28 protein-coding genes are annotated in these 25502 nt (G+C 56.4%); 10 read left to right on the forward strand and 18 right to left on the reverse strand.

All coding sequences use genetic code 11. The features are described from left to right. Positions 1 to 29: 29 nt before the first annotated feature. From I3V23_07285 to clpS, 3 genes are read right to left on the reverse strand one after another with little or no spacing between them, the layout of a single operon-like run. Entirely contained in the window at positions 30 to 842 is an 813-nt protein-coding gene (locus I3V23_07285) for an SDR family oxidoreductase (GenBank protein ID QPI84426.1), read from the reverse strand. A gap of 20 nt (positions 843 to 862) precedes the next feature. Then, positions 863 to 1885 carry a class I SAM-dependent methyltransferase gene (locus I3V23_07290; GenBank protein QPI84427.1) on the reverse strand — a complete coding sequence of 341 codons (1023 nt, stop codon included), beginning with the start codon at positions 1883 to 1885 and terminating at the stop codon, positions 863 to 865. A gap of 21 nt (positions 1886 to 1906) precedes the next feature. After that, positions 1907 to 2227 carry an ATP-dependent Clp protease adapter ClpS gene (gene clpS / locus I3V23_07295; GenBank protein ID QPI86738.1) on the reverse strand — a complete coding sequence of 107 codons (321 nt, stop codon included), beginning with the start codon at positions 2225 to 2227 and terminating at the stop codon, positions 1907 to 1909. A gap of 158 nt (positions 2228 to 2385) precedes the next feature. On the opposite strand from clpS, the gene I3V23_07300 reads away from it, so the two are divergent. After that, a complete protein-coding gene (locus tag I3V23_07300; protein ID QPI84428.1) occupies positions 2386 to 3093 on the forward strand; it encodes an HAD hydrolase-like protein in 708 nt (235 codons plus the stop codon). Here I3V23_07300 and I3V23_07305 read toward each other — a convergent pair. Both I3V23_07305 and I3V23_07310 read right to left on the reverse strand, forming a co-directional pair. Then, a complete protein-coding gene (locus I3V23_07305; GenBank protein ID QPI86739.1) occupies positions 3090 to 4076 on the reverse strand; it encodes an NAD(P)H-quinone oxidoreductase in 987 nt (328 codons plus the stop codon). The two genes, I3V23_07300 and I3V23_07305, sit on opposite strands and share 4 nt — an antisense overlap. Positions 4077 to 4102: 26 nt before the next feature. Then, the gene (locus tag I3V23_07310) at positions 4103 to 4810 is read right to left on the reverse strand and encodes a COQ9 family protein (GenBank protein ID QPI84429.1); all 708 of its coding nucleotides are present in this window, start codon (positions 4808 to 4810) and stop codon (positions 4103 to 4105) included. 105 nt (positions 4811 to 4915) lie between these two features. Here I3V23_07310 and I3V23_07315 point away from each other — a divergent pair, with 105 nt between their 5' ends. Continuing rightward, the gene (locus tag I3V23_07315; GenBank protein ID QPI84430.1) at positions 4916 to 5122 is read left to right on the forward strand and encodes a 30S ribosomal protein S21; all 207 of its coding nucleotides are present in this window, start codon (positions 4916 to 4918) and stop codon (positions 5120 to 5122) included. A gap of 99 nt (positions 5123 to 5221) precedes the next feature. On the opposite strand, the gene I3V23_07320 is transcribed toward I3V23_07315, so the two are convergent. The 3 genes from I3V23_07320 to I3V23_07330 all read right to left on the reverse strand — a co-directional run bounded on the left by I3V23_07320 (position 5222) and on the right by I3V23_07330 (position 7108). Beyond that, positions 5222 to 5797: a hypothetical protein gene (locus I3V23_07320; GenBank protein QPI84431.1), complete on the reverse strand. Its 576-nt coding sequence runs from the start codon at positions 5795 to 5797 to the stop codon at positions 5222 to 5224. Positions 5798 to 5815: 18 nt separating this feature from the next. Then, the gene (locus I3V23_07325; protein ID QPI84432.1) at positions 5816 to 5956 is read right to left on the reverse strand and encodes an aa3-type cytochrome c oxidase subunit IV; all 141 of its coding nucleotides are present in this window, start codon (positions 5954 to 5956) and stop codon (positions 5816 to 5818) included. A 126-nt stretch (positions 5957 to 6082) separates the two neighbouring features. Further along, positions 6083 to 7108, reverse strand: a complete 1026-nt coding sequence (locus tag I3V23_07330) for an MBL fold metallo-hydrolase (protein QPI84433.1) — start codon at positions 7106 to 7108, stop codon at positions 6083 to 6085. A gap of 94 nt (positions 7109 to 7202) precedes the next feature. Here I3V23_07330 and I3V23_07335 point away from each other — a divergent pair, with 94 nt between their 5' ends. Further along, entirely contained in the window at positions 7203 to 8183 is a 981-nt protein-coding gene (locus I3V23_07335; protein ID QPI84434.1) for a threonylcarbamoyl-AMP synthase, read from the forward strand. Here I3V23_07335 and I3V23_07340 read toward each other — a convergent pair. Beyond that, on the reverse strand, positions 8180 to 8782 hold the full coding sequence (locus I3V23_07340; GenBank protein QPI86740.1) for a YqgE/AlgH family protein: 603 nt from the start codon (positions 8780 to 8782) through the stop codon (positions 8180 to 8182). The genes I3V23_07335 and I3V23_07340 overlap by 4 nt on opposite strands. Before the next feature lie 116 nt (positions 8783 to 8898). On the opposite strand from I3V23_07340, the gene I3V23_07345 reads away from it, so the two are divergent. Then, entirely contained in the window at positions 8899 to 9753 is an 855-nt protein-coding gene (locus I3V23_07345) for a hypothetical protein (protein ID QPI84435.1), read from the forward strand. On the opposite strand, the gene I3V23_07350 is transcribed toward I3V23_07345, so the two are convergent. The 4 genes from I3V23_07350 to I3V23_07365 all read right to left on the reverse strand — a co-directional run bounded on the left by I3V23_07350 (position 9750) and on the right by I3V23_07365 (position 15934). Beyond that, positions 9750 to 13121, reverse strand: coding sequence for an efflux RND transporter permease subunit (locus I3V23_07350; protein ID QPI84436.1), 3372 nt, complete (start codon positions 13119 to 13121; stop codon positions 9750 to 9752). The two genes, I3V23_07345 and I3V23_07350, sit on opposite strands and share 4 nt — an antisense overlap. Positions 13122 to 13123: 2 nt before the next feature. Continuing rightward, positions 13124 to 14464, reverse strand: a complete 1341-nt coding sequence (locus I3V23_07355; protein QPI84437.1) for an efflux RND transporter periplasmic adaptor subunit — start codon at positions 14462 to 14464, stop codon at positions 13124 to 13126. A gap of 106 nt (positions 14465 to 14570) precedes the next feature. Then, on the reverse strand, positions 14571 to 15113 hold the full coding sequence (gene moaB, locus I3V23_07360) for a molybdenum cofactor biosynthesis protein B (GenBank protein ID QPI84438.1): 543 nt from the start codon (positions 15111 to 15113) through the stop codon (positions 14571 to 14573). Beyond that, a complete protein-coding gene (locus I3V23_07365) occupies positions 15110 to 15934 on the reverse strand; it encodes a uracil-DNA glycosylase (protein QPI84439.1) in 825 nt (274 codons plus the stop codon). Before I3V23_07365 ends, moaB begins: the two co-directional genes overlap by 4 nt. 133 nt (positions 15935 to 16067) lie before the next feature. On the opposite strand from I3V23_07365, the gene I3V23_07370 reads away from it, so the two are divergent. From I3V23_07370 to plsY, 3 genes are read left to right on the forward strand one after another with little or no spacing between them, the layout of a single operon-like run. Further along, complete coding sequence (locus tag I3V23_07370; protein ID QPI84440.1) at positions 16068 to 17024, forward strand: aspartate carbamoyltransferase catalytic subunit; 957 nt, start codon at positions 16068 to 16070, stop codon at positions 17022 to 17024. Continuing rightward, positions 17021 to 18304, forward strand: coding sequence for a dihydroorotase (gene pyrC / locus I3V23_07375; GenBank protein ID QPI84441.1), 1284 nt, complete (start codon positions 17021 to 17023; stop codon positions 18302 to 18304). The genes I3V23_07370 and pyrC overlap by 4 nt, the downstream gene beginning before the upstream one ends. An 11-nt stretch (positions 18305 to 18315) precedes the next feature. Further along, positions 18316 to 18903, forward strand: coding sequence for a glycerol-3-phosphate 1-O-acyltransferase PlsY (plsY, locus tag I3V23_07380; GenBank protein QPI86741.1), 588 nt, complete (start codon positions 18316 to 18318; stop codon positions 18901 to 18903). Here the strand turns inward: plsY and I3V23_07385 are convergent, their stop codons facing one another. Genes I3V23_07385 through I3V23_07395 form a run of 3 tightly spaced genes read right to left on the reverse strand, consistent with a single transcriptional unit; the run spans position 18904 to position 21561 of the window. After that, positions 18904 to 20274, reverse strand: a complete 1371-nt coding sequence (locus tag I3V23_07385) for a glutamate--cysteine ligase (GenBank protein ID QPI84442.1) — start codon at positions 20272 to 20274, stop codon at positions 18904 to 18906. A gap of 20 nt (positions 20275 to 20294) precedes the next feature. Then, on the reverse strand, positions 20295 to 20834 hold the full coding sequence (locus I3V23_07390) for a hypothetical protein (protein QPI84443.1): 540 nt from the start codon (positions 20832 to 20834) through the stop codon (positions 20295 to 20297). Next, positions 20821 to 21561: a 16S rRNA (uracil(1498)-N(3))-methyltransferase gene (locus I3V23_07395; GenBank protein QPI84444.1), complete on the reverse strand. Its 741-nt coding sequence runs from the start codon at positions 21559 to 21561 to the stop codon at positions 20821 to 20823. Before I3V23_07395 ends, I3V23_07390 begins: the two co-directional genes overlap by 14 nt. Before the next feature lie 11 nt (positions 21562 to 21572). Between I3V23_07395 and I3V23_07400 the strand changes: the two genes are divergently transcribed. The 3 genes from I3V23_07400 (at position 21573) to I3V23_07410 (ending at position 24785) form a co-directional block, all read left to right on the forward strand. Then, positions 21573 to 22526, forward strand: coding sequence for a 4-hydroxybenzoate octaprenyltransferase (locus tag I3V23_07400; GenBank protein QPI84445.1), 954 nt, complete (start codon positions 21573 to 21575; stop codon positions 22524 to 22526). A 64-nt stretch (positions 22527 to 22590) separates the two neighbouring features. Beyond that, complete coding sequence (locus I3V23_07405) at positions 22591 to 24471, forward strand: OmpA family protein (protein ID QPI84446.1); 1881 nt, start codon at positions 22591 to 22593, stop codon at positions 24469 to 24471. Then, positions 24468 to 24785, forward strand: a complete 318-nt coding sequence (locus I3V23_07410; protein QPI84447.1) for a hypothetical protein — start codon at positions 24468 to 24470, stop codon at positions 24783 to 24785. Before I3V23_07405 ends, I3V23_07410 begins: the two co-directional genes overlap by 4 nt. 1 nt (position 24786) lies before the next feature. Here I3V23_07410 and I3V23_07415 read toward each other — a convergent pair whose 3' ends face one another. Continuing rightward, positions 24787 to 25248 carry a molybdenum cofactor biosynthesis protein MoaE gene (locus I3V23_07415; GenBank protein ID QPI84448.1) on the reverse strand — a complete coding sequence of 154 codons (462 nt, stop codon included), beginning with the start codon at positions 25246 to 25248 and terminating at the stop codon, positions 24787 to 24789. Between the two features lie 4 nt (positions 25249 to 25252). Beyond that, positions 25253 to 25501, reverse strand: a complete 249-nt coding sequence (gene moaD / locus I3V23_07420; protein ID QPI84449.1) for a molybdopterin converting factor subunit 1 — start codon at positions 25499 to 25501, stop codon at positions 25253 to 25255. Position 25502 lies beyond the last annotated feature (1 nt).

Here is a 25502-nt window from a genome sequence, read left to right on the forward strand (position 1 = left end):
CCGCGCGACCCCAAAGGTTGCGCGGTTTTTTAATGCAAAGGCACGCCAACAGGATCAAGCAGGCTGCGCCCACCATCCACGCAGAGAACTTGCCCTGTAACAAATCCCGCTCCATCCGAGGCAAAGAATTGGGCCGCACCCGCCACCTCGCGCGCCGAAGCAATGCGGCCAAGCGGTGTGTGGCTTTGGATGTCTTTGCGCTTCAATTCATCTTCTGCCAAACCCGCTTGAAGGCTCGCTGACATCACCGATCCAAAAGACACCGCATTCACACGAATACGATTTGGGGCGAGGGACAATGCCAAAGACCGCGTAGATTGCTCAAGCGCCGCTAACGACACCGAATAGCCCATCAAATCAGGATGGCTGCGCATCGCAGCGATGTTCGAGATATTCACAATCGCGCCGCGCGTCTCATCATCGCGGTCATCCCCTTCGGCCTGGGCAATCATCTTTTTTGCAACGGCTTGGCTCAGGCGCAGCGATGTAAACAGGTTTTGCTGCAACATTTGCTCAATGCTGGTATCGGCAGGATCAAACGGGTCCGTTGGAATGATCTGGCGGCACGCATTGACCAAAATATCGACCCGATCAAAGGCATCAATCGTGGCCGAGATCAAATTGGCCACTGTCAGCTTTTCGCTCAAATCTCCCGCAAAGGCGCGAATATTTGGCGCGCGCTCATCATCTGAGGCGCCACATTCATCAAAAAGCCGCTCCTCATCGCGATCTGTAAACACGACATTCGCGCCAAGGTCAGAAAAATGACGCGCAATCGCAAGGCCAATCCCATTGGCGGCCCCCGTCACAATCGCAGTTTTCCCTTGGATGGATAAAGACATTCCAAAAACCCCTTTGCCGATCATCGCGCGGATCGCGCAGCTTTCGGTTTCCCAGCTTGATAGAGCTTGTAGCCCTGCATCTCGGCCAACATGCGGCCCGTTGAAAAATTCGCCTTCAGCGCCGATTCATAAGGCAGGTGACGATTTGCGACCATCAAAAATTGTCCCGAAGGCTTAAGCAGGCGACTTGCCGCCGAAATAAACGCTTGCCCCAAGGCAGGATCAGCCGCGCGTGATGTATGAAAAGGCGGATTGCACAAAATCGCATCATAAAGTGCATCAGGCTTATATGCAGTCGCATCTGCCCAGAAAAAGCGCGCGCGCGGATCATCGACATTATGACGGGCGGCCTCAAGCGCCGCGTGATCGGCCTCAATCAAATCGAGGGTTTCAATACTATCCTGTTCATCCAGAATATGGGCGGCGATATATCCCCAACCCGCCCCAAGATCAGCAACGCGTCCCTTAAGTTTAGGGGCTAGTGCAATCAGTATTTCCGATCCTTGATCTGGCCCGTCCGCAGAGAAGCTGCCAATTGGCACGATATGGCCATCTTCGGTTTCCGTGGCGCTGCCAACCCATTCCGCGCAGGTTTGGGGCAGGACATCTGGGCGCGCGAACCAAATCAATTTGCCATGCGATTTTGAAAAAACTTCTACGCCGTCAAAGGTTGATTTTAGGGCCTTGAGGATCGATTCAATCCCGATGGTTTTCGCCCCGTCCACCATCAAAATGCCACCCTTGCGCAATGACATCAGTGATTGTGCGATCCGCGACAGGGTCAATTTTTTTGATTTATGGGCCGCAACCAAGGCCAGATCAAACGCGTCCACCGCATCGGCTGGCAGATCAGGATGCACTTCAATTCCACGGGCCACAACGCGGGCATAATCGGGGTAAAACCCTTGCACAGCCAACAAACGAGCCTGTCCGAACACATCAAGTTGCATATCGCCAGTGGCACCATAAATCAAAACCGCCGAAAGAGGCGGCAAGCTGAGCGCGTTTTGCTCAAGCGCGGAAATCCATCTGTCTGGGGTCATAAGCGGCGGCGGGACTGGGGATCAGTCCTCTTTCTCCATGGTGCATTGCAACGGATGCTGATTGCGGCGCGCGAATTCCATCACCTGCGCCACTTTCGTTTCGGCAATCTCATAAGAGAAGACACCCACAACGGCCACCCCTTTTTTGTGCACAGTCAGCATAATCTCGACCGCCTGCGCGTGAGAGATGCCGAAGAAGCGCTCAAGAACGTGAACGACAAACTCCATCGGGGTATAGTCATCATTCAACAGCAGTACCTTATACATCGGGGGCCGCTGCGTTTTTGGTTTTGTTTTGGATATAACGGTGGTGTCGTTTTCCTCAACAGGAGGTTTCGCCATCATCGTCAAGCCATCGCGCCGCATATCTACTCCAAAACTGGCCATCTGGTCTAAAACTGGCGTGCTCATGGTGCCATCGTCCATGTGCCTTTATATAAGCCGCAAGGTGATTCAGAAAAGGGGCCACAAGGCATCTGCCTACGGTCGTGCATAACCCAATGACAAAAAAGCTGCAAATAATCGGTTTGGACGCGGATGATACGCTTTGGCAGAACGAAGAATTTTACCGCGTAACCCAAGCGCGCTTTGCAGAACTTTTGGCGGATTACTGCGCCGAAGACGATTTGCACAACCGCCTCTTGGCGGCAGAGCGGCGCAATATAGGCCATTACGGATTTGGCATTAAAGGGTTCATGCTCTCCATGATTGAAACCGCGATTGAAGTCACCGAAGGAAAAGTCAGCGGTGCAGTTATCGCGGAAATTTTGGCTGCGGGTCAGGACATGCTCCAACATCCCATCACCCTGCTGCCCCATGCCGACAGGGTGGTGCGCGATCTGTCGCAAAGCCACAAATTGGTGCTGATCACTAAGGGCGATCTTCTCGACCAAGAACGCAAATTGGCGCAATCAGGCTTGGGCGAATATTTTCATGGCGTTGAAATTGTCAGCGACAAGAAACCTGAAATTTACACCCGCGCTTTCGCGCGGCATGGCGCGAGTGCCGATGTGGCACTGATGGCGGGCAATTCCATGAAATCGGACGTCATACCCGCCCTTGAGGCAGGGGCGTTTGGGGTCTATGTGCCGTCAACCTATATCTGGGCGTTGGAGGAGGCAGAAGCGCCTCAAACCCACGCACGCTATCACAGCCTACCCGATTTGGGTGGGCTGCCTGCGCTGGTCAAAACCTTGGAACAGGCCTAAGGCGCAACTTCGAGAACGATTTTTCCGATATGGGCGGACGCCTCCATATGGGTATGGGCAGCGGCGGCCTCGGTCAGATCAAAGCTGCTATCCATCACGGGCGCAATTTGGCCAGTTTCGAGCAAGGGCAAAACATGAGCGCGCAACTCAGACGCAATTGCGGCTTTGGCGGCATCTGATTGGGGCCGTAAGGTCGACCCTGTCAGCGTCAAGCGCCGCGTCATCATCTGTGTAAAGTTCAGCTCAACCTTCGCGCCCTGCAAAAAGGCGATTTGCACAAGCCGCCCGTCATCCGCCAAAGCCCGAATATTGCGCGGCAGATATGGCCCGCCCACCATATCGAGAATGACATCAGCGCCCCCTTCGGCCCGCATGATCTCAACGAAATCTTCCGTGCGGTAATTGATCGCCCGCTCCGCCCCCAAGGCTTCGCAGGCTCTGCATTTTTCATCTTGGCCTGCGGTCACAAAACCCCGCACCCCAAAAGAACGCGCCAATTGAATGGCCGTTGTGCCAATCCCAGATGCGCCGCCATGCACCAAGAGCCGCTCACCCGCGCGCAAAGCGGCGCGTTGAAACAGATTTGACCACACGGTGAAAAACGTCTCACAAAGCGCAGCAGCAGCGCGCAGATCCATGCCGCTTGGCACGGGTAAAGCGTGGGATTGATGGGTCAGCGCATAATCTGCATACCCCCCGCCTGGCAAAAGTGCACAGACCTGATCCCCGATTTTCCACTCGGACACAGCCTCGCCCACCGCCACAACTGTGCCAGAGGCCTCAAGACCGGGAAGGTCAGAGGCCCCTTTTGGCGGATCATAGAGCCCCGCCCGTTGCAGCGCATCGGGTCGGTTTACCCCTGCATAGGCAATTTTGATCAAAATCTGTTCAGCCTCAGGACGGGGGCAAGGGCGGCTGCACAGCGTCAATACGTCTGGCCCGCCCGCCTCGCTGATTTCAACCGCGCGCATGGTTTTAGGCAGGGTCATGTAACTCTCCAGAACAGATTTCACTGTTGGTCTTTTGGACGAATATATCCTGGAAGGTCAATTCGTGCGACCCGCGCGGGCGGGCGAATCTTTCCAAGTAGCCAATTTGGCCCCGCCATAAGAGGCTTAAGCGCAGGGTTCTCATTGACAGATTTCTTTAGCTTTTCGATTTGCATCACATCATCGATGCGGCGATCCAAAAACGCCCATGTCGCAGCGTGATCTGGCGATTGATCCCCCAACCAGTAAAGCACAGTAGCCGAATACACCCCCGCCAATGTCGCACGCTTGGAATACCAATTGAAATCATTGGCGCGATCCCCAAGCCCCTCCCAAATGCTGTCAGCGGTTTCCCAGACGGCTTTGGCGCCATCTGCGGCATGGATGGGCAGGGCAAACAAGGTGGTGCCGCGGCGCACGGCCTCTTTGTGGTCGGCGACCGCCTCAAGGCGCAGGCGCACCCCATAAGCCACGCGATCACGATAGCGCATTTCAGACAAGTCAGCATTGCGCAAGGCGCGCAACAAATCTGCATCCCCCTGCCGATGAAAGGCCAATGCCAAATCAACCGCTCCCCGAGGGAAAAGCGCGCGACCCGTTTCTGTGTCTACATCGCAATCGCTCAACGCAGCGCAAAGGGCCGCATCAGACCACCCATCAAACGGCACATGATCCAATGCTGCGGTGACAATGCGCGCTTTCAGCTCGGTCGTGGCTTGGCTTTCCATCGCATCACTCCATTTTTCTGCGTTGCTTTACAACTTAGCAGATTCTTGCTAGATGGCCACTTCCTGCAACTTTGAAACTCTAACTTAGAAAGGTGGTGACACCACATGCAGGTGAGTGTTCGCGACAACAATGTTGATCAAGCATTGCGCGCTCTGAAGAAGAAACTTCAGCGCGAGGGCGTTTTCCGTGAAATGAAGCTTAAGCAACATTTCGAAAAGCCTTCCGTCAAGAAAGCACGCGAGAAAGCGGAAGCAATCCGCCGCGCGCGCAAACTGGCGCGGAAAAAAGCGCAGCGTGAGGGTCTGCTCTAAGCAGAACCTTCGCAAATGCGAAGTTTTCTTCAAAAAAGATATCCCCCGTCCTTTTGGCACGGGGGTTTTCTTTTGCGCTATGCTCAGAGGGTGAAGGGGTCACCCTTCGTCATCATCATCCCAAATTTCATAGGTTCGGATGCCATCATAGCGCGCCAAATTTTCCATGGTCTTTTCGGGAAACCATGTAACTGGCAAACCGGAAAACTGCGGTAATTCGCTAAGCAATTCCGAGATTGAGCGCGAACAATTTGCCTTGGGGACAGGGCCAATTTCCTGAATGCGCTGCGCCACGAATCGCGCCTGTTCTGGCGGCAAAAGAACCTCTTGCGCCACGACATGATGAGTCTCGCGCGCATGCCACTGCAAATAAAACCCATAGAGCGTGGGATTCATTCCAAAGAGCACATCATTGCGTTCAGGTGCGGCTGGGTGGAACCAACCGCCGGCAGGATCAAACAGCAATCGCTGTGTCCCGTCATCGACAACAAGGGCGCTATGCGCACCCGTGCCTGTTTCACTGCGCAGCATTGTCAAAAGTGTGATGCGCGTTGGCCCTGGCTCGCGATAGCTTGCTGTCGCAATGTCTTGATCACTGGCCCAAATCGATGGATTCGCGCAGCCCGTAAGGGCCAGCGCGAGACACAAAACTGTAAGAGACGAACGCCACCCCATCGGTGTTCGGCTTCAAACTTAGCGGGCGAAAAGGGCCAAGAAGATCACAACAGCGATCGAAACAGCAGCAACGCGCATGCTCCACGTCATGAAACCATCAAAGGTTTTCTCCTGCTCGCTGATATCCATCGAGCCGTGCTTATGTTCGTTCTTTGCCATGGTCGTCTCCATTGATCTGGTCGCTTTGACGATGCGCTTACCGAATTTCATGCGCCCTGTCACGCGACACTGTGACACGATCTGTGTAAAAATCTTACAAGGCGACAAGGAAGCAGGGCGGGGCCCTCAACTGCGCAACTGCCACACCCATGCACCGCGCGCGTCCATTTCACGGGCAACCTCGCCCAGATGATAGAGATGGTTGAGATGGGCCACGGCCTCGACCATCGCCAGCCCATAAGTCGCCTCATCAATCTGGCGTTTGAACAAGGGCGCAAAGCAATCAACCGCTGTGCGGGGTTCCGCGCGCAAATGTTCACGCAATCGGGCAAGCGCACCGTGATGATTGTCCGATAATTGCGCCAATCGTGCAGGCAACCCGTGATAGGGCAGCTTGTGACCTGGCAAAACAAGATGATCTTCGCGCGCCATGGTTTCAAACCTTGCGCAGCTTTCTAGCCATTCGGCCACGGGATCTGCCATCGGTTCTGTCGGATACACCCCAAGATTGGGCGATATCGATGGCAAAAGCTGATCCCCCGCCAAAACAAGCGGCACATCTTGGCACCATAGGGTGGCATGATCTGGCGCGTGACCTTGGCCCAAATGCACGACCCAATCACGCCCGCCAAGACGATGCATCGCCCCTTCCTCCAACCGCGTAAAGCCCAAGGGTAAAGGATAAACTGTGTCACAGAAATTAAAGGGGCGGTTATCAAGGCGCTTGCTCAAAAGCGCCTCATCCATGCCCGCCGCACGCCAAAAAGACACCGCTTCTGGGCTCGGTGTTGGCTCCTCGTCTAAGGTCAGCATCCTTGCCGTCAGCCATGCGGTGCGGGTCATCAATAACTCCGCGCCTTGCGCCATAAACCAACCCGCAAGCCCGACATGATCGGGGCGGTGATGGGTGACAACCACCCGCAAGATAGGATCACCGCGCAGATCATCTTTTATAATCGCGGCCCATTCACGGCGATTGAGTTTTGTATCAAGCCCTGTGTCGATCACAGTCCAGCCATTTGGTTCGCGCAAGGCATAGACATTCACATGATCCAAGCCCAAGGGCATGGATAACCGTATCCACAGGATGCCATCCGCTATTTCCCGCGCAGTGCCTTTTGCAGGTGGGGTCTCGTGTGGATAGTGGATCATGTTACACCTTTTTGCAGCGCGGCTTGGCTTCACAGCGCGCCCAAGCTATATCGGGCCGCGCAAACACCAGTGCCGTCCTAGGCGATGAACCCCAATGTCACAAGTGCCACCCACCCCAGACCGCCCCTCCCGTTTGTCCCCTGATGAGCAGGGGATCGCGCGGGCCTGTGGCTTGTTAGAACAGGGGGAATTGGTCGCGCTGCCCACGGAAACTGTCTACGGGCTTGGCGCAGACGCACGCAATGACCAAGCCTGTGCCAAAATCTTTGAGGCAAAAGGGCGACCTACATTCAACCCGCTGATCGTGCATTTGGCTGACCTCGCACAGGTCGCGCAAATTGCAGAGGTGACCGATACCGCACGGGTCTTGGCAGATCGCTTTTGGCCCGGCCCTTTGACCTTGGTCTTGCGCCTGCGCCCTGATCACGGGCTATCCCCCTTGGTCAGTGCAGGTCTGCCGACTGTGGCAATTCGCATCCCAAACCACCCTGTGGCCCAAAATATCTTGCGCCGCTTTGGTGGTCCAATTGCGGCACCATCTGCCAATAGATCAGGGCGCTTGTCCCCCACATCGGCCGAACATGTGGCGCGGTCGTTGGGCAATCGCATCGCGGCTATCGTAGATGGTGGGCCTTGCCCCGTAGGCCTTGAGTCAAGCATCGTGGACGCAAGTCAGAAGCCCGCGAAACTCCTGCGCGAGGGCGGCATTGCGCGCGAAGACATTAGCGCGCTCACGGGGGCGCTTGTGTCTGACCTCACGCCTGGACGCGTAGCTGCACCCGGTCAGATGAGCAGCCATTACGCCCCCAATGCACCGCTGCGCATCAATCAGGATCTCAGCGACCCAACACGGCTACGCATTGCCTTTGGCCCGATTGGGGATGCAGATTTCACCCTCTCGGAAAAGGGCGATTTGCGCGAAGCGGCTGCGGCACTGTTTTCGATCCTGCATCACGCCGATGCGGAACTGGCATTGCACGGCAAAACTGGGATTGATGTCGCGCCTGTCCCACAAAAGGGATTGGGCCTTGCAATCAATGATCGGCTGATGCGGGCTGCCGCCCCGCGAGATTAAGCGCGCCCTGCCTGCGCGGACAACAAAATCGGATCAATGCCCAATTTTGCAAGGGCAGCTTCCCATTTGCGCGGCATATCAACATTGAAAACCAGATCAGGCGCGGCCTCGCAAATCAGCCACGCATTCTGCGCAATCTCACTTTCCAACTGGCCCCGACCCCAGCCCGCATAGCCCAAGGCGACAATCGCCTGATCTGGGCCTTCGCCTTGCGCAATATCGTCTAGGATATCGAGGGTCGCGGTCATGGCAAATGTGTCATCCACCTCTAGGCGTCCCGCATGACCTGCGTCACCTTGCGCATAAGAGGTTTCATGCAGAACAAATCCACGCCCCTGTTCAACGGGGCCACCAAAGCAGATTGGTAAATCAGGCAAAGATCCCGAGCCATTGGCAATGCCCAATTGCTCGAACATCTCAGACAAGGTCAATTCGGCTAAAGGTTTGTTAATGATCAACCCCATAGCCTGTTCGTCATCATGCGCGCAGAGGAACACCACCGCATGAGCAAAACGCGGATCCCCCATTCCAGGCATAGCGACCAAAAGTTTACCCGTTAAAGTCTCGATCGCACTGTCGATATTTTCAATTTCATTCATATGTCCAAAATGCGCGGAGCCTGTCGCAAGGGCAAGGGGCGACCGCGCGGAATTTGCCGCATCTTCGCCGAAACGTGACTTTTCATTCATGGCGTCTGCCGCTAACCAATGAGGCTATGATGAATGGATCCACCCCATGCAATGCCGCCGCGCGCGCCCTCACTTTGGGCGCTTTTGCGTTTTGCATGGCCTGCGGGATAACGGGCGCCGCGTCAGGCCAAACTGTTGCCTTGAACGGTGATGATGTCGTCACGGCACGGTTTCTGTCGGGATGGCGCATGGAAAATGGCCATCACATGGCCGCCGTAGAAATTAGCCTAGCCCAAGGGTGGAAAACCTATTGGCGCAGCCCTGGGGATGGGGGCCTCGCACCTGAATTGCGGATCGAAAGCAACACTCAAATTGCAGCGGCTTGGATGCATTTTCCCCGCCCCGAAGTGATCTTCACGGCGGGCACGCTCAATATTGGGTATCATGATCACGTGGTCTTTCCGATTGAGCTTGCAATGCCCCGCGGCCTTGGCCCCATGCCCCTTTCGGCAGAGTTGAGCATTGGTGTTTGTGACGAAATTTGCATGCCAATCACCCTTGAGCTTGAGGGTATTTTACCAGATCGCGGCGCTCGTGATCCGATGATCCTGCAGGCGTTGGCAGATCAACCCACCCCCGCCGCAGAAGCGGGCGTTGGCCCTGCCCGATGTGCAATCAGGCCAATTTCAGATGGGTTGCAAGTGTCGGTAGAGGTCACCGCCCCCGATTTAGGCGCGCCTGAAACGATGATGTTAGAGCTGCCCCTCCCAGATGTCTGGATGTCGCCGCCCGCCTTTCAGCGCAATGCGGGGCAGATCACCGCAACGGCGGATTTGGTGCCCCCGCAAGGCCTGCCCTTTTCGATGGAGCGCTCAGACCTGCGCATCACACTTGTCGGCTCTCATCGCGCGATCGAGATTGAGGGCTGCGTGGCGCATTAGGTCTTGCGATTTTGATAAGCGACCCCTGCGGCAAGCCCCAAAACCAAGATCAGCACGCCAAGGCTAAAGACAAGGAACGCCGTCAGGGCACTCGCGGGTAGGAGTGCGGCCCCCCATCCCCAAGCCCCGCCCGTCAAGATTGGGCCGCCCATGACCAAACCCCACCACAGAACCACCCCCAAAGAGGCAAGCCAAAGTGTAGCGCCTGCTTGACCAATCCGCCCGCGATGGCCCAAGCCGCGGCGCAAACTGCGCACACGCTTTCCAATATCAGCTTGTATTGCCAAAACCGCTGGCACCAAGAGCAAAACAACAAACATCCCAAAGCCCAAACCATAAACCAACGTAATCACAGTGGGTTTGAGGAACTGCGCCTGTGACGATGTTTCAAACAACAAGGGCGCAAGACCCAGAACCGTGGTGAGGGTGGTCAAAAGAATGGGTCGCAAACGATCACAGGCAGCATCAATAACGGCAGGGATCAGCCCACGGTCTTTTGCATATTCATCCACAGTGGAAACCAAAACAATCGAGTCATTGATGATGATACCCGTCATCCCGATCAGACCCACAACCGTAAACATCGACAAAGGCACATCCCAATGCCAATGGCCAAATATCGCCCCCGTCAGGCCAAACGGGATCACGCATAGCACGACAAGCGGGCGTAGCCAGCTTGCGAAAATCCACGCCAAAACGATGTAAATGCCAACCATACAGGCCAAGAACCCCGCAAGGGCATCGTCCAAGAAAGCGCGCTCCTGCTCGGCCAAGCCCGAAAGGGTCGTGGTCACCCCAAATTGCGCCTCAATATTTGGCAAGATTTGATCACGCAATTGCGCCATGATTTCCTCAGCACGGGCCGGGTCATCTTCGGATAAATCCCCCGTCACTGACACCACGCGCTGTCCGTTTTCGCGGCGGATTGTGGAAAAGCCCGTCCGCGTCTCAACCGAAACAATATCGGCCAAGGGCACATAACTGCCGCCATCCGCCCGCAACAACATGCGATCCAGAAAATCAGCGGTTAACTCGCCTTCCGGCAATTCCACCCGCACGGTGGCCGTGCGCAACCCATCGGGAAAGCTTGCCGCTTCAACCCCACCCAAGCGATTGCGCAATATCCGCCCCAAAGCCTCAATTTCAAATCCCAAGGCCTCACCGCGCGGGGTCAGAGATAAACTTACCTCCTGCCGATCATAGGGCAGATCATCGGCCAAACCCGATACCTCGCCAAAGGGCAAAAGCGCGGTTTTGACGGCCTCGGCCGCAGCCTTGAGAACCTCGGTTTCCGCCCCCGTGACTTGAACATCAATCGCATCGCCACCTGGCCCACCGCGCCATCCGCGAAAGCTGATCTCTTCCACCATCGGATTTTGCCGCACTTCATTTTGTAAGTCCGCAACAAAAGCAAAGGAGGAATAGGGGCGCAGGTCAGGGTCAATCAACTCGATGGAAATTGACCCCAAAAGATCGCTGTCTTTCCCATCGGCAGATGCAAGACTGCCGCCCGTATTCCCACCAATTTCGGCCAAGACGTAAGAGGTTGGGTTGCGGCCATGCTCAGCCTCATACCGGCTTGCAACGGCCTCAACCGCGCGTTGCATTTCAGCCAACATGGCAAGGCTATCCTCACGCCCTGCCCCATCAAGCATGGCAAAATTCCCTGAAACGGAGCTCAGCTCAGGCGCATTGAAAAAGCGCCACGTGACATCACCGCGCAAGAAACTGGCAGCTTGGGTGGCCAAAAGCAGCAGCATCACGGCCACAACAGGATAGCGTGCTTTGACGGCAAAATCGATGAAGGGGCGGAAATAACGCCCGCGCAGCCTCTCGAACCAGTGGTTCACAAAACGTGAGGGGCGATCATACCAAGCATCCTTCGCATTCGCCGCCAAAGCATGCGCCATATGATTGGGAAGGATTAGGAAACATTCCACCAAACTGGCCGTCAGCACCACGATAACAGTAAAGGGAATATCAGCGATCAAATCCCCAAACCTGCCGCCAATGGCAGCAAGTCCTGCAAATGCCAAAACAGTGGTGAGGGTCGCGGCAAAAACAGGCGCTGCCATGCGCCGCGCGGCTGTTTCGGCGGCAGTGATAGGGTCTTCCCCAAGGGCACGATGGCGGTAGTCGGCATGTTCGCCCACCACAATCGCATCATCCACAACAATCCCCAAAGTGATGATCAAAGCAAAAAGCGAAATCATATTCAGGGTGATCCCAACGGCATACATCAGCGCAATTGCGGCCAACATCGCCACGGGGATGCCCGCTGCCACCCAAAATGCGGTGCGGGCATTGAGAAACAAAAACAACAAGCCAAGAACCAAGGCCAACCCTGTCGCGCCATTGGACAACAGAATTTCTAAACGCCCCGAAATAAACTCTGCGCGCGTGCGGATCAGATCAATCTGCACATCTTGCGGCAAGGTCGCCTCCATTTGTGTGGCGATCTCTTCGACCGTTGCCTGTATGGAAATCGCATCAGCCTTATCCGAGCGATCCACCCGCACCGTCATTGCTGGGTTACCATCCACGAAGTATGCACTTTCGCGGTCAACCGCCAATTCCATCACCCGCGCCACATCCCCAATCGAGACTGTGCGCCCATTAGGCTCACGAATAAGGGCAATTGCCGCAATCTCCTCTGCACTGCGCTTGGCTGATCCTGCCCGCACCCGTGCATTGGCCCCATCAACCGCCCCTGCAGGCGCGGTATCGACTTCGGCCGCAATGGCCGCCGCAATATCAGCCATCGTGAGATCATATTGAATCAACCGCACAGTTGGCACTTCGATCAAAATCTGCGGGGCAGCGACCCCGCGAATGGTTGTGCGTGTCACCCCCTGATCAAAGAGGCGCGCCACGAATTCATCTGCGAAGCGACCCAATTGGGCGGGAGCCACGGGCCCTGTAATCACCACATCGGTCACGCGATCACGCCATGTGCCGCGCCGCACCTCTGGCGTATCGGCATCTTGGGGTAGGTCGGTGACACTATCGACTGCCTGCTGCACATCATCCGCTGCGCGCGCCATGTCCCAGCTGGGCTCAAATTCCAAACGAATATTGGCCACACCTTCACGCGCGGTGGCCTCGGATGAGACAACACCATCAACCGCCAAAAGAACAGGTTCCAAGACGCCCACGATGGCGGCATCTACATCCTCAGCCCCTGCCCCATCCCATCGGGCCGAGATGTCGATATCATCCACCACAACATCGGGAAAAAACTGCGCGCGCATATTGGGCAGGGCAAATAAGCCTGCCACGATCAATGCAACCAAAACCAAATTGGCCGCCGTGCGGTGACGCGTGAAATAAGATAATATGCCCGAGGCCTGTGGCGGAAGGCTACGCATGGTTAGCCCCCCATTCGTTCTTCAAGCCGCGCCACCACCCCGCTTGGCACACGGGGTTGGTTTAATTGATCCAAGAGCCGCGATTTCACATCATCAGGGATAAAGCTGTTGCCTTCAACATAGGCGATCAGCCGCGCACGGCGTTCAGGGTCAAGCTCTAGCTCCTCGTTTTGAACCACCTCAGGAAGGCTGCCATCGGCTGTAGGGCGCAGAGGGTCAACCTTGATCCCCGCCCCCAAGACGGGGGTTCGGGCGGCCACAATCTCACGGCCTGCCAAGTGATCCGCGCGGAAAATCACATCATCCCCTTGGCGGCGCAGGAGCGTCACTTCGGCTTCTTCAAGGCGATCTTCATCCCCCAAAACAAGCACATGCGCGCCATCGGCCAAGGCCGTGGCAGGCGCAATCATGACGCCCTCAAGCGCGGGCTCGGTCACATGGACAGTGACAAAATCCCCCGCTTGCAAGCCCGCAGGGCGCAGCACATCGGCAAAGAGCAACCGTCCCGTTTGCCCTTCACCCACCGCCCCGCTTTCCCGCGTCAGGCGTGCAGGCAGGGTCAAAACTTGCTCACCCAGATCAATGCGCAACTCCACATCAACTTGCGGCAGGCGGCCATCTTCGCCAACAAGGCGCGCATATTGCGCGGTCGATAGACGAAAGGCGACTTCAAGCTGATCAGGATCAAGCAGGCGGCCAAATTGCTCATTCGCGCTCAACAGTCGCCCTTCGGCCAAATCAACCTCGGATAAAACCCCAGAAAATCCCGCGCGAATTTCAGTATCAGCCAAACGCCGCTCTGCATCCGCAAGCGCCTGTCTGCGGGCCAATGTGGCTTGGCTAGCGGAAGCCACGGCCAATTCCGCCGCCTCAACCGCGGCCAAACTGCCGACACCGCGATCCGCAAGATCACGCGCCCGCTCTAGCGCGCGGCGGCGCAATTCTTCCTGTGCTTCAGCATCCTGTAGATCTGCCGCGGCGGTGTCGCGCGCCCATTCTGCCTCGGCAGGATCAATCCGCACCAAAAGCGCGCCTTCCTCAACACGCCCCCCCTCGCGGAAATTGGGCGCAAGTTCGACCACACGCCCCCCGATGGCCGCCCGCAATTCTAGACTGCGCCGCGGCAAAATCTCGCCAAACGCAGTCAGTTCAGGACGCAAGCTTTGCGGGGTCAGGGTCAGAACTTCGGCGGCAAAAACCCGCTCTCGGGCAGGCGGGCGACTGCCCTGATCGCCCATGCGTTCCTGCAAAGATGACCAGATCAGCCCGACCGCCAAAGATAACAGTCCGAAGGTCACAGCGCTTAGGAATAACCCCGTCAATGCACGATTGAAAAATCTCATAAATGTATCGCCTCAGCAGGGAAGGTTACCATAAGAATAGACCACGAAACTGCGATGGAAATAGCGCGGCATAGTGACCCCACACAGGAGGATACGCGCGGCATGGCTATTTCCGGCGCCGATGTTCCTCAAGGCGGGGCAAGATTTCAACAAAATTGCAGGGGCGATGGCGATAATCGAGCTGCCATTTTAGAATTTCATCCCACGCATCGGCACAGGCCCCCGAACTGCCTGGCAAGGCAAAGAGATATGTGCCTTGGCAGACCCCGCCCGTTGCCCGAGATTGAACTGCTGATGTGCCGATTTTTTGCATCGATACCATGGTGAAAACGGTGCCAAAGGCCTCGATTTCTTTTTCGTAGACATCGCGATGCGCCTCCACCGTGACATCGCGCCCTGTAAGACCCGTGCCACCCGTGGTCAGGATCACGTCAACCACAGGATCCGCGCACCACGCGCGCAGTTTTTCTGCGATCTCAGTGCGCTCATCTCGTAAAATCTCGCGGTAGATCAAATGATGGCCCGCCGCTTTGATCCGCCCTTCCAAAAGGTCGCCAGATTTATCTTGCGTCAAATCCCGCGTGTCAGAAACGGCCAGAACCGCAATGCCAATGGGGATAAAGTCGCGCGTCTCATCAATGCGGCTCATCTCGCGCCCCCAAGGCTCGCTTTCAGTTTCAACAAATCCGCCCATGCCTCGCGCTTGAGCAAAGGCAAGTTCATCAATCGCGCGGGCGAATAAATTGGGAAAGCAGCGCAGCGATGCGCGCCTGCCTCAAGCATATGATCCGATTCACGCAGACGCTGCACACCCGTTTGTGACAGGGCTGAAACGCAAGATGCGTTTCCAAGCAGCACCACCGCCTTCGGCGCACATAATGCGATATGGCGCAGCAAGAAAGGGCGCAGCACCTGATGCTCGGCCTCTGTGATTGGGCGATCTTGCGGCATCCGCCACGGAGAAACATAGGTGAAATAGAGCGCCTCGCTCTGACCCTCTGTCGACCGCGAAAGACCGATCGCTCCAAACATCGCATCAAAGAGTTTGCCCGCCTCATCGCTAAAACCCTGCCCCGCCTCATCATCGGCACGGCTTGGGGCTTCGGCAATGACCATCACATCGGCCTGAGGATTGCCCTGCGAGAAAACCATATTCCGCGCGCCTTTGCGCAGATCAAGCCCATGGAAATCCGCCATTGCAGCCCGCAATGCGTCTAAGGAAAGTGCCGCCTGTGCTAGGGCATCTGCGGCTTTGGCCAAATCTGAAACAGTGGCCGCCTTCGGTGCGGGTGTTGGTGCAGGCTTAGACTGCGCCACCTTTGGTGAAACGGGCGCAGGCTTCACCTCGGGCTCAAGGTCAAATCGGTTGATCGGCGCTTCTTCAATCGCATCGCTCACACCCAAATCCACCTGCCAACTGAGCGCGGCAAGCGCATCGGTATAGGTCATCTGATCAAGGTCATGGCGCATGGTCACAATGCTACTGCCAGTGCGCCGCGAGGTAAATGGGCCATAACAGCCTCTATCGGATGGGTTGTGTCCGCCCCCAAAGACAGCCTATAAGCGGCGCAGTCAAATAGGAAGACAGATCAGGGGGAGCCCGATGTCGTTTCGCCAAAACCACCTCTTAGGTATCGAAACACTTGCCCCCGATGAAATCGTTACAATTCTTGATCTTGCCGATCGCTACGCCGAACTCGAGCGCGGCGATAACAAGCATGGTGATGCCTTAAAGGGGCTGACCCAGATCAATATGTTTTTCGAGGCCTCCACCCGCACGCAAGCCAGTTTTGAATTGGCAGGCAAACGTCTTGGCGCGGATGTGATGAACATGGCGATGGCGGCGTCTAGCCTCAAAAAGGGTGAAACGCTCATTGATACGGCGCTGACGCTTAACGCGATGCATCCTGATCTTTTGGTTGTGCGACACCCGCATTCGGGCGCCGTGAACCTCTTGGCGGAAAAGGTAAATTGCGCGGTTCTGAATGCGGGCGATGGCAAGCATGAACACCCAACCCAAGCCCTGTTAGATGCGCTGACCATTCGCCGCGCAAAGGGGCGCTTGCACCGCCTGAACATTGCGATATGCGGCGACATTGCCCATAGCCGCGTGGCGCGCTCAAACATTCTGCTGCTTGGCAAAATGGAGAACCGCATTCGCCTAATTGCCCCCCCCACCTTGATGCCCGCAGGGGTCAGCGAATGGGGCGTGGAAATGTATGACGATATGCAAGCAGGGCTTGCAGGCTGTGATGTGGTGATGATGCTGCGTCTTCAAAAAGAACGCATGGACGGCGCCTTCATCCCCTCAGAACGAGAATATTATCACCGCTTCGGGCTGGACGCAGAAAAGCTGAGCGCCGCCAAGGATGATGCGATTGTCATGCACCCGGGCCCAATGAATCGCGGGGTCGAGATTGACGGAACCATTGCCGATGACATCAATCGCTCAGTGATCCAAGAGCAGGTTGAAATGGGCGTTGCCGTGCGTATGGCAGCAATGGATTTGCTGGCGCAAAACTTGCGTGCCAGACGAGCCGAAAAGGGGGCGCAGGCATGAATATCCTATTCAAAAATGCGCGCCTCATAGACCCAGAGGCAGGCACCGAGGATTTGGGCTGGCTTCTCGTCAAAGATGGAATGATTGCCGCGCGCGGAGCGGGTGACACGACCCAAAACGCAGAGCGCGTCATTGACTGCGCCGAAGCCTGCCTTGCCCCCGGTCTGGTCGATATTGGCGTCAAAATCGGCGAGCCTGGTGAACGGCATAAGGAAAGTTTCCGCAGCGCAGGCGCGGCTGCCGCCGCAGGTGGCGTGACCACCATCGTCACGCGTGCTGACACCACCCCCCCGATTGATACGCCTGAAACATTGGAATTCGTGCGCCGCCGCGCGCAAGATGCAAGCCCCGTGCGTATTCTCCCAATGGCTGCCCTGACAAAGGGCCGTGAGGGGCGCGAGATGACGGAATTGGGCTTTCTCTTGGATGCAGGGGCTGTGGCCTTCAGCGATGGCGACCTCGTTCTGCGCGACAGCAAGGTTCTCAGCCGCTGCATGGTGTATGCCCGCAGTCTTGGCGCGCTCATTGTGGGCCATCCACAAGACCCTATTTTGTCAGAAGGGGCGGCTGTAACCTCTGGCAAATTCGCCTCTCTTAAAGGCTTGCCCGCAGTGTCGCCTATGGCAGAACGTATGGGGTTGGAGCGCGATCTTGCATTGGTTGAAATGACGGGCGTGGCCTATCACGCAGATCAGATCTCCACCGCGAAATCCTTACCCGCGCTGCGCCGCGCGAAAGAGGCAGGGCTGAATGTTACGGCAGGTATTTCAATCCACCATTTGACGCTCAACGAATTTGACGTAGGCGATTACCGCACCTTTTTTAAGGTCAAGCCACCCTTGCGCGCCGAGGAAGACCGCGTGGCGATGGTTGAGGCGCTGCGGGAAGGGCTTATTGATATTATTTGCTCCATGCACACGCCACAGGATGAAGAAAGCAAACGGCTGCCTTATGAAGCGGCGGCCAGTGGCGCAGTGGGGCTTGAAACCCTGTTGCCCGCCGCGTTGCGGCTGCATCACGGGGCGGGTCTGAGCCTGCCTGACCTCTTCAAAGCCTTGTCGTTGAACCCCGCCCGCCGCTTTCATGTCCCAGGTGGCAGCTTGGCCGAAGGTGCTGTGGCTGATCTCATTTTGTTTGATCCAAATCGACCCTTTGTTCTGGATCGCTTCGCTTTGCACTCAAAATCCAAGAACACGCCCTTTGATGGCGCACGGCTGCAAGGGATGGTTTTGGCAAGTTTCGTCAACGGCCAATGCATTTATGAACGGAACGCATCGTGATCGAATTTAACTTGATCCAATTGGGCCTCGTTGGGATCGGTGCCTACCTGTTGGGCTCGGTTCCATTTGGACTGGTCATGGCGCGTCTGTTCAATTTGGGCGATTTGCGCAGCATTGGGTCGGGCAATATTGGCGCAACCAATGTCCTGCGCACAGGCCATAAACTGGCGGCTTTCCTGACCTTGGTTCTTGATGCAGGAAAAGGTGCAATTGCCGTTTTGGTGGCACGTGCCCTGTTTGGCGATTTAGCTGCACAAGTCGCAGGGGGCGCGGCATTTCTCGGGCATTGCTACCCTGTGTTTATCGGTTTCAAGGGAGGCAAGGGGGTGGCAACCTTTCTTGGCACGCTCCTCGCACTTGCTTGGCCTGCAGGTATTGCAGCTTGTGCCACATGGGCGATTGTCGCCGCGCTGTTTCGCATTTCGTCCCTATCCGCGCTGATCGCAGCAGTATTGTCACCCGTATTCGTGGCAATCTTGGGCTATCCGCAGACCGCAGTCGTCACGGTCATCTTGGCTGCGCTGATTTTCAACAGACACCACGCGAATATCAAAAGACTGCTCTCTGGAACCGAGCCGAAAATTGGCCAGAAATCCTAATCAGTATTTATACTCTTCATAGATCCGCGTCAGATCACCGCCCCATTCGCCGTGATAGCGTTCCAACAATTCATCGGCGGGGGTTTTGCCGCTCTCTAGGCTTTCTTTCAACGCATTCAGAAAATGTGTCTCATCAGGCACAAGCCCACCCGCGCCCGCGCGCGCGCGGGTTTTTAACCCCGCCTCAGAGAGCGCCACAACTTCACGCGCCAGATCATGCATCTTTATCCCATGAGTGTCAGCCTGAAGCCCATCTACGGATGCCGCAACGCGCAGCGCATCGCGCGTCTCAGCGTCCCATCCCTTCACCAAATCCCATGCGGCGTCTAATGCGGTCTGATCATACATCAAACCCACCCAAAACGCGGGCAAGGCACATAGCCTGCGCCACGGGCCACCATCGGCACCGCGCATTTCGATGAATTTCTTGACCCGTGCCTCAGGGAAAATTGTGGTCAAATGATCCGCCCAATCAGAGAGGGTCGGAACTTCACCTGGAAGGGCAGGCAATTGACCTTTGAGAAAATCGCGGAAGGATTGACCAAGCGCGTCAATGTAGACCCCATCGCGATATACAAAATACATCGGCACATCGAGCGCATATTGCACCCATGCCTCAAAGCCAAAACCCTGCTCAAACACAAAGGGCAGCATCCCCGTGCGCGCGGCATCGAGGTCACGCCAAACACGGGCGCGCCATGATTTATGCCCATTTGGCTTGCCATCAATAAAGGGCGAATTCGCAAACAGTGCAGTCGCGACAGGTTGCAACGCCAAAGCCACGCGCAGCTTTTGCACCATATCCGCCTCAGAGGAGAAATCGAGGTTCACCTGAACCGTGCTGGTGCGATACATCATGGTTTTACCCATGCTGCCCACGCGATCCATATAGCCTGTCATCAGGCGATAGCGCCCTTTTGGCATCATCGGCATATCCTCATGCCGCCAAATCGGGGCCGCACCTAGACCGATGAATTCAACCCCGATCTTATCGGCGACATCACGCACCTCGCGGAGGTGTTGGTTCACCTCGTCACAGGTCTGGTGGATTGTCTCGAGAGGCGCACCTGAAAGTTCAAGCTGCCCGCCCGGCTCAAGGCTGACATTCGCGCCATCCTTGGTCAGGCCGATGATGTGCGCGCCCTCCATCACGGGCGCCCATCCGAATTTATCGCGCAACCCCTCAAGCACCGCTTTGATTGAGCGGGGGCCATCATAGGGCAGCGGGTTTAGCGTGTCGCGGCAATAGCCGAATTTTTCATGCTCTGTGCCAATGCGCCATTGACCCCGCGGCTTGCACCCTGCGGCCAAATACTCGGCCAATTGGCTTTCGCGTTCAATAGGGCCACCGCCTTGCTGAGGTATCGACATGGGCGCTGCTCCCGCCTGAATTATGATTGCACACCAATGCGGAACTGGCCCGCCTGACCATCCGTGTCAAGGCCACGCGTCCACAGAATTTGCGTGCCGAGGCGTTTCTTATCGCGCGCGGAAATCAGCGCGGCCATTGAAATTTTGGGCAGGGCAGAAAACCCATCAAACAAAACCTCTGCGCCACTTGCCTCAAGGGGAATGGTCAAAACACTGTCGCGGGTTTTCAAAACCCATGCAGGATCTTTGTCCCTCTCAACCCGCAAGCCAAGGCTTTCTAAATCATCCAAATCCACTGCACCGCCCCAAATTGGGCCCATATAGGCGATGCGCCCTTCAACAAGGCTGACCACCCCCACGCCTTGCCCAGACGATGCAAACCGCGCGCGGCGCCATGCGACAAAGCCCGTTGTGGTTGCCACGGCAACCACCATCCACCCAACCATACCCAAAATTGGGCTCGGGCGCGTGATCAACCACAGGCCAAAGCCAACTGCGCAGAGGGCTGCGATCACCTCCGCGTATCGCACAAAGGCGTGGCGCAATTCAGGTCGGATCATGCCAATCCCCCAAATGCGATTGAAACAGCGTCAGCAGGGCTACGGCAGCGGTATCCGCGCGCAAAATGCGTGGGCCAAGGCTGACTGGGGTCACAAAAGGCAGGCGCGACAAGCTTGCGCGCTCTCGCGGGGAAAACCCGCCCTCAGGGCCAATCAATAGCGCCCATTTCTGACTATGTTGCGGCCCTGCAAAAGCCACCGCAACACCCACCCGCGCCTCATCCGCCCAAATAATCTGACGATCCTCAGGCCATTGCGCCAATAGACGATCAAGGCGCATCAGATCACTGACCTCAGGCACGAAGGTGCCGCCACATTGCTCTGCCGCCTCTATTGCGTGGGCTTGCAAGCGATCCTGCCTGATCCGCTCGGAATTGGTGAACTCGGTCTGAACGGGGATGATCCGCGCTGCCCCCATCTCGGTCGCTTTTTCCACGATAAAATCGGTGCGCGCTTTTTTGATTGGCGCGAAAATCAGCCATAGGTCAGGCGGCAGCTGAACCGCGCGGGTTTGTTCGCGGCACAAAAGCCGTCCTGCGCGCTTATTTGCTTCGACAACTTCGGCAAGAAACTCACCGTCACGGCCATTAAACACCAAAATCTCGGCCCCAATGGAAAGCCGCATCACAGCAAAAAGATAATTCGCCTGATCACGCTCGAGAGAGAGTGTTTGCGCTTTGGCAAGCGGCTGGTCTAGGTAAAGGCGTATCTTGGCGGCTTGAGACATAAGGGGATCATATGAGCGCAGATAACCAAATGCCAGAGGGTCGCGTGCGCGATGCCTATCAGGGCAATTGGGTCGATCATCTCGCCCCTGCCGCAACACGGCCCTATCTGCGATTGTCGCGGGCAGATCGCCCAATTGGCACATGGTTATTGCTTTTGCCGTGCTGGTGGGGCTTGGCGCTTTCTGTTGCGGCTGACCCTGCGGGTGGCACAGTCTACGATCTCTGGATTGCACTAGGATGCGCTATTGGCGCGTTTCTCATGCGCGGTGCAGGCTGCACATGGAATGACATCACCGACCGCCATATTGATGCGGGCGTTGCCCGCACCCAATCGCGCCCTTTGCCATCAGGTCAGGTGACAGTGCGCGGGGCACTGGTTTGGGCGGTTGTGCAGGCACTCATCTCTTTTGGCATTCTGCTCACCTTTGAGGCAGCCGCAATTTGGTTGGGCATTCTGGCTCTGTTGCCTGTAGCGATTTATCCTTTTGCCAAGCGTTTCACATGGTGGCCGCAGGTGTTTTTGGGCATTGCCTTTAACTGGGGGGCGCTTTTGGCTTGGGCGGCGCATCAAGGCAGTCTATCGCTTGCCCCCATCCTTCTTTATCTCGCAGGAATTGCTTGGACCCTGTTCTATGACACGATTTATGCCCATCAAGACAAAGAAGATGACGCGCTGATGGGCGTGAAATCGACCGCACGCCTTTTTGGAGAGAATTCGGCGCAGTGGCTTTGGGGCTTCTTGATCCTCAGCGCGGGCCTTGCGGCAGCGGCTGTGATGGTTGTCCTATCAGGGTCGGCGCTGATTTTGGGTCTTTGCGGCGTTGTGGGTTTTGCCGCCCATATGATCTGGCAGATGCAGCACTTGGACATCAACAATGTCGACCGCTGCCTGTCACTGTTTCGCAGCAATCGCGATGCTGGGCTGATCTTTGGGCTATTTCTTGCCGCTGCAGCATGGCTGTGATTGATCCTCGGGCGATTAATCTCTAAGCCATCCGCAGGGGATAAATTCGGATCACATTTCCAATATGAAAATTTCGCTCTCTCTTGCAGCAGTTTTAACTTTTTTGGTCGCAGGCCTGTTGTCTTACCTCGTGGCAATCGCCGCGGCGATCTCTATCGAAAATCGTTCGGTTACGGCGGTTGAGGATCGGCTGGAGCAATCTGGCGTGAGTTGGGTCGAGTTGCGCGGGGACGGGCTGCAAGTTCACATTTCAGGCGAGGCCCCCAATGAGGCCGCACGGTTTCGCGCGCTGACACTTGCCGCGGCAGTCGTGGATGATGACCGGCTGATTGATGAAATCACCGTTGCCGACCCCGCAGGCATTTCAACCCCAGATTTCCTGCTCGAGATGTTGCGCAACAGTGACGGCATTTCGATGATTGGACTGATCCCAACCGATGCCGATGGCGAAACCATTGCCGCGCGCATCGCCGATATCACCAATGGGGTCGAAGTCGCCAATCTCGTGGAAAGCGTTGACTATCCTATTCCGCAAGGTTGGGATGCCGCACTTGAATACGGGCTGCGCGCCTTGCGCTTGCTTCCACGTTCAAAAATCTCGGTGATGCAGGGCAAGGTGACTGTCACGGCCGTTGCCGATAGCGTGGCGGAGCGTGACAGCGCAATATCCCGCTTAAACAGTTACCCTCAGGCAGGGTTGGATGTGGTTATCGACATCTCCGCCCCCCGTCCCGTTATTACACCCTTTGCCTTTCGTATGATCCGCGAGGACGATGTGGCCACCCTTGAGGTTTGCTCCGCAGATACGGAGGCGAATGCGGCGCGGATTATCACCGCGGCTGAGGCTGCAGGCCTTGCCACAGGTGAAAGCTGTGATGTGGGCCTTGGCGTGCCATCTACAGAATGGGCGCGGGCCATTGAGGTAGCAGTTGCCGCTCTGGCAGAACTGGGGGATGGGACGCTCACCTTCTCAGACGCCGATGTCAGCCTTGTGGCGAAAGAAGGCACATCGCAGCGTCTTTTTGATAGGGTGGTGGGTGAATTAGACCGCAACCTCCCCAATCTGTTCTCATTGCAGGCCATCCTACCGCCCCCGCCCCAAGATAGCGGCGCGTTAGAAGCACCAGAATTCACCGCAAGCCTTTCTGAAACAGGGGCCGTTCAGGTGCGCGGTCGCTTACCCGATGAAAACCTGCAAGCCGCGAACCAAGCTTTCGCGCAGGCGCTTTTCGGCAGCGAAAATGTCTATTTCGCCACGAATTTGGACGAAGCCTTGCCCGAAGGATGGTCAGTCCGCAGTCTTGCAGGCTTAGAGGCGCTGTCCTTTTTGCATGACGGCGATTTGCTGATCACCCCTGCAAAACTGACATTGTCTGGCCGTGTTGCAGATCGAGATCATATCGAACTGGCCTCACGCCTCCTCTCAGATAAACTTGACGGTGCAGATTTCGAGATCAACGTGACCGTGGATGCAAGCCTTGCGCCTGAACCCGAATTGCTGTCACCTGAAACCTGCCTTTCGCGGATCAATGATCTATTGGCAGAGACGAAAATCACCTTTGATCCTGGGTCGATTGAAATCAACGAAAGCACAGGCGCAATCCTAGATCGCTTGGCTGAGATCCTGCCAGATTGCCGCCATGTCGATATGGAAATCGGCGGTCATACCGACAGTCAAGGGCGCGAGGAAATGAACCTCACATTGAGCCAAGCCCGCGCTGATGCGGTCTTAAACGGCCTTCTGGCGCGGCGGGTTCTGGTGTCGAACCTATCGGCGCGTGGCTATGGAGAGGCCAACCCAATCGCGGATAATGACACCGAAGAGGGCCGCGAGCAAAACCGTCGTATCGAGTTTAAACTGATTGATCGAACCGCAGCCGAAAATGACACGCCCGAGGAGGCGGCAGATGCCGAAGCCCCTGTAGGCGAGGAGGCCCAACAATGAACCGCACTGAATTCATTATCGCCATTACGATCATTTTGATCATCGCCTTTGCCCTTGGTTGGTTCGCAAATTGGCTTGTGCATCGCCTGACGCGCGTATCTGATGCAGATGTGAATGAGTTGGAAAGCCTCGCCGCTTCGCTGCACGAAGCCGAAGAATTGCGCGACCAAGCCATCACTTATATCGAACAGCGCGAAAGCGAATTGACCACGCAGCTTTCCCAAACCGAAGCCGAGTTGCGCGCCGCGATGGAAGGGTTGCGTGAAGCCCGCAGCGAAAACGACCATCTGCGCAGTAAGTTGGAGAAATCTTAATCTAAGATTTTACCCATTGGGCAAGCGCGGCCTCATCTTCGTCTTTGGCCTCTACCCAATCCGCGCGCCCATCGTGGCGCGCTTCTTTTTTCCAGAATGGCGCACGGGACTTCAGATAATCCATGAGGAAATCAGCGCTTTCAAATGCTGCTTTGCGATGGGGCGAAGCGGTCGCGACCATCATGATCTGGTCTGACGGCACAAGTTTGCCATAGCGGTGGATGATCAAGACACGGATCAACGGCCAACGCGCTTGCGCCTCGGCGGCGATTGCACCGAGTGCTTTTTCAGTCATGCCTGCATAATGCTCTATTTCCATGTGAGCGAGGCTTTGATCGGGCAAATCGCGCACCAGACCTGTGAAACTGACGACAGCGCCCGCACCCGTTGCGGCTGCGGCGAAATTCGACATCTCAGCGCCCAAATCAAACGGCGCAGACTGGACGCGGACATCTACCGCCATGGCCCTAACCCCCCGTCATTGGTGGGAAGAAAGCAATCTCGCGCGCGCCCTGAACGGGATGATCCAAATCGACCAATTCCTGATCAACCGCCGCGCGCACAGAGGATAGATCCGAAAAAACCAAGTCATGCGCGTCAGATTTACCGCGCAGCTCAGCAATCAAATCGGCGATTGTTGCCGCATCGGTGTTGATCATCTCGCGATCCGCGCCAATGCGTTCGCGCAACCATGCGAAATATCTTAGTTCAATCATC

Source organism: Rhodobacterales bacterium HKCCA1288, assembly GCA_015693905.1.
In the GTDB taxonomy this organism is placed as follows: domain Bacteria; phylum Pseudomonadota; class Alphaproteobacteria; order Rhodobacterales; family Rhodobacteraceae; genus M30B80.